The organism is Paenibacillus thiaminolyticus (assembly GCF_003591545.1).
GTDB classification, from domain to species: Bacteria; Bacillota; Bacilli; order Paenibacillales; family Paenibacillaceae; genus Paenibacillus_B; species Paenibacillus_B thiaminolyticus_A.
This window is the reverse complement of sequence record NZ_QYZD01000091.1, coordinates 1-2,460: the sequence shown is the minus strand read 5'-3', so window position 1 is coordinate 2,460 and position 2,460 is coordinate 1. Positions and strand designations below refer to the sequence as shown.

The 2,460-nt window shown below is 58.3% G+C and carries 1 protein-coding gene; it reads left to right on the top strand.

Going from position 1 to position 2,460, the window contains the following annotated elements:
- The coding region (locus DQX05_RS30025; protein ID WP_147385255.1) for a condensation domain-containing protein at positions 1-2,460 on the top strand (2,460 nt) is incomplete at both ends.

Below are 2,460 nucleotides of genomic sequence, written 5' to 3'. Positions count from 1 at the left end.
AGGCACGATGGTGATTGTGCCGAAGGACGACCGGATCGATCCGTCTCGTCTGCACTACTGGATCAGCCAGCAGCAAGTGACGATCTTCGAATCGACGCCGGCGCTGATCGTGCCGTTCCTGGAGTACGTGCACGAGCAGCAGCTGGATATGAGCGGGATGGAGCTGTTGATCACGAGTTCGGACAGCTGCAGCGTGGCGGATTACCGGACCTTGCAGGAACGCTTCGGCTCGTTGTTCCGGATCATCAACGCATACGGCGTGACGGAAGCGGCGATCGACTCCAGCTTCTACGACGAGGAGCTGGCGAAGCTGCCGCAGACCGGCCATGTGCCGATCGGCAAAGCGTGGCTGAATGCGAAATTCTACATTGTGGACGCGCACCTGAACCCGGTGCCGGTCGGGGTGCTGGGCGAGCTGGTTATCGGCGGAGTCGGGGTAGCGCGCGGGTACTTGAACCGTCCGGAGCTGACGGAAGAGAAGTTCGTAGACAGCCCGTTCGCCGCGGGCGAGCGGCTGTACCGCACGGGCGACTTGGCGCGGTGGATGGAGGACGGGAACGTGGACTTCATCGGCCGGATCGACAACCAGGCGAAAATCCGGGGCTACCGGATTGAGACGGGCGAGATCGAGTCGCAGCTGCTGCGGGTGGAAGGCGTGCGCGAAGCGGTGGTGCTGGTTCGAAGTGACGCGAACGGGCAGAAGGCGCTATGCGCGTATTACACGCCGGATACCGGAGCGGAGTTGGCAGTGAACGTTCTGCGCAGCGCGCTGGCGCAGGAGCTGCCAGGGTACATGATCCCGTCGTACTTCGTGGAGCTGGAGCGCCTGCCTCTGACGCCGAACGGAAAGATTGACCGGAAGGCGCTGCCAGCGCCGGAAGGAGAAGCGGGAAGCGGAACGGAGTACGTCGCACCGCGCAATGAGTTGGAAACGAAGCTGGCGGCGATATGGCAGGAGGTGCTGGGGCTTGCGAAGGAGATTGGCGTTCACGACAACTTCTTCGACATCGGCGGCCACTCCCTGCGGGCGACGACGCTGGTCAGCAAGGTGCACAAGGAACTGAGCGTGGATCTGCCGCTGCGCGACGTGTTCCGCCATTCCACGATCGAGAGCATGGCGGCCGCCATTTCCCGGCTGGATGAGCAGACCTTCGTTGCCATTCCGGTGGCGGATGACCGAGAGGTGTACCCGCAATCCTTTGCTCAAAAACGTCTCTTTATCCTGAATCAACTGGAAGGCGCGGAGCTTAGCTACAACATGCCGGAAGCGATGCTGCTGGAGGGTGCCTTGGACCGGGCAAGGTTTGAAGAAGCGTTCCATAACCTCTTGGCGCGGCATGAAATGCTGCGCACCGGGTTCGAAATGGTGGATGGCGAAGCATCGCAGCGGTTTTACCAGGACGTGAATTTTGCCGTGGAGTTCTATCGAGTAGATGAGCAAGAGGCCGAAGAGACGGTTCGCCGTTTCGTCCGTCCGTTTGACTTGGCGAAGCCTCCGCTGCTGAGGGTAGGCCTTGTCGAGCTGGCTCCGGAACGCCATATTCTAATGTACGACATGCATCATATTATTTCCGACGGTGTCTCCATGGAAATCTTTGTTGAAGAATTCGTCCGCTTGTACGGCGGCGAGCAATTGGAGCCTCTGCGCATTCAGTACAAAGACTACACCGTTTGGCAGCATTCGCAGGAGCAGAAGGAACGGCTTCAGCGTCAGGAGGCGTACTGGCTGGACGTGTTCCAAGGTGAGCTTCCGGTGCTGGAAATGCCGACCGACTATCCGCGTCCAGCCGTGCAGAGCTACGAAGGTCAAACGCTGGAGTTTTTCTTCGACGCATCGAAAACCGACGGCCTGAAGCAGCTGGCCGCGGAAACAGGCACGACGCTGTTTATGGTGCTGCTTGCGGCGTATAACGTGCTTCTGCATAAATATTCAGGTCAGGAAGACGTGATCGTCGGTACGCCAATTGCCGGAAGGAATCATGGAGATGTGCAGCCGTTGATCGGGATGTTCTTAAACACGCTGGCGATCCGCAGTTATCCGTCTTCGGAGAAGACATTCCTGTCATACCTGAACGAAGTCAAAGAAACGACCCTCCACGCCTTCGAGCATCAAAACTATCCGTTCGAAGAATTGGTGGACAAGGTGCAAGTCACCCGTGATTTAAGCCGCAATCCGCTCTTCGACACGCTGTTTACGATGCAGAATACGGAGAACGAGGAATTTGAGCTGGAAGGGCTTCGCCTGATTCCTTATCCGAGCGCACTGGATACCGCGAAGTTTGATATCAGCTTGGATGTGGGCGAGGAGAACGGCGGCTTGGATTACAGCTTCGAATATGCGACGGCTCTCTACAAAAGGGAGACGATCGAACGGCTGGCGAAGCATTACGAGCAGCTGCTCGTAACGATCGTAAGCCGTCCGGATGCGAAGATCGCCGAGCTGAACTTGCTGACGGCAGA